1 protein-coding gene is annotated in these 1,357 nt (G+C 57.0%); it reads right to left on the bottom strand.

Going from position 1 to position 1,357, the window contains the following annotated elements; genetic code table 11:
- Positions 1-228: 228 nt before the first annotated feature.
- A complete protein-coding gene (locus C9413_RS32155; protein WP_040114473.1) occupies positions 229-1,260 on the bottom strand; it encodes an IS110 family transposase in 1,032 nt (343 codons plus the stop codon).
- Positions 1,261-1,357: the final 97 nt, after the last annotated feature.

Below are 1,357 nucleotides of genomic sequence, written 5' to 3'. Positions count from 1 at the left end.
CGCCGGTGCAGTGCCGTCAAAGCTATCCAGTGCTGGGAGCAGGGTTGTCTCCGCGGTCGACAAATGTCGCCGCACAAGGGTTTTCGCAGGTGGGATCTTCCTAATGTTCGAGGCGCAGTCTCAACGAGCTGCAGCCACCAGAAGCGGAATGATCCTGCCCACGTCCGCAGCAGGGACGCTCAGCACCAAAGTTAGATGGCGCGCTGAGGGACGAAGGCTGAGCGTCGCCTATATGGTCGCGCCAGCCGATGCGTTGAACACTTCTCCCGTCTTGAGCATGCTGTGCATGATGACCGCGAGTTTCCGGGCGACGGCCACAGCGGCCCGCTTGAAGCCAAGTCGCTCGCGCAGCTTAAGGCCCCAACTCTTGAGACTGCTCTCGGTCCTGGCACTGGTTCTCGTCAAAAGCACTGTCGCCGCTTCGTAAAGCAGCCCACGTAAACGATTGTCACCCCTTCGCGAGATATGGCCGTCATAGTCGACCTCGCCTGACTGATAACGCCGCGTTGTTAGCCCGAGCCAGGCGCCAACCGAGCGCGACGTTCGAAAGTTTTCTGGATTTTCAATTGCCGTAACGTAGGACACCGCTGTGACCGCGCCGATCCCCGGAATTGTCATCAATAACTTCGTGGCTTGGCTCCCACGTGCCACTATAAGCAACTGTTGGCCAAGATCGGCTGCGCGCTTGCGGATATCGTGCCACGCCTCCAAAAGAGGCAAGATAATCTTCGCAAGCTCGGTGTTTCCATCCAAAAGCTTCCGCACATCGCCATCAAACACTCGACCCTTCGCTTTCGGGATGATCAGACCGAAGGTCTTCATCAGGCCGCGGATTTGATTGCCAAGTTGCGTTGACATGTTCAGGAGCTGTTCGCGGGCAGCCACCAATGTGCGGGCTAACATAGCGTCAAACGACTTGACGCGAACCGCTTTGTAAAAGCCTGCTTCAGCGAGTTGAGCTAAACCATCCGCATCGTTGGCATCGGTCTTGTTGAGCGTTTCGTTCAATACCTTTTGCGCGTGCCGCGCTTCAATGCAGATCGCCGGCAACCCCTCGCTCGTCAGCGCGTGATAGAACCACGTCGACAGCGGTCCCGTTTCGAATACGACGCGCTGCGCGCGTGGAGCTTTTTTGCGGATCATCTGCGCGAGAAGATTGGGATCCGAAGGACACTTCCCCCGCCAGATCCGTTTCCCGTCTTCCCGGATCGAAATTGCGGTGTCTTTCAATGAAACATCAAGGCCAATATATTGGTTCAAGGTTGCCTCCATCCGATGTTTGGGCCCGGTTCCAATCGAGAGCCCGTTTTTCCATCCTATCGGGGGCAACCACCCTCACCAGCCCAATAGCCAGAGA

Origin of the sequence: Rhizobium sp. SEMIA 4085 (assembly GCF_013004495.1) — a bacterium.
Classification (GTDB): domain Bacteria; phylum Pseudomonadota; class Alphaproteobacteria; order Rhizobiales; family Rhizobiaceae; genus Rhizobium; species Rhizobium gallicum.
This window is presented reverse-complemented; position numbering and strand designations above follow the sequence as displayed.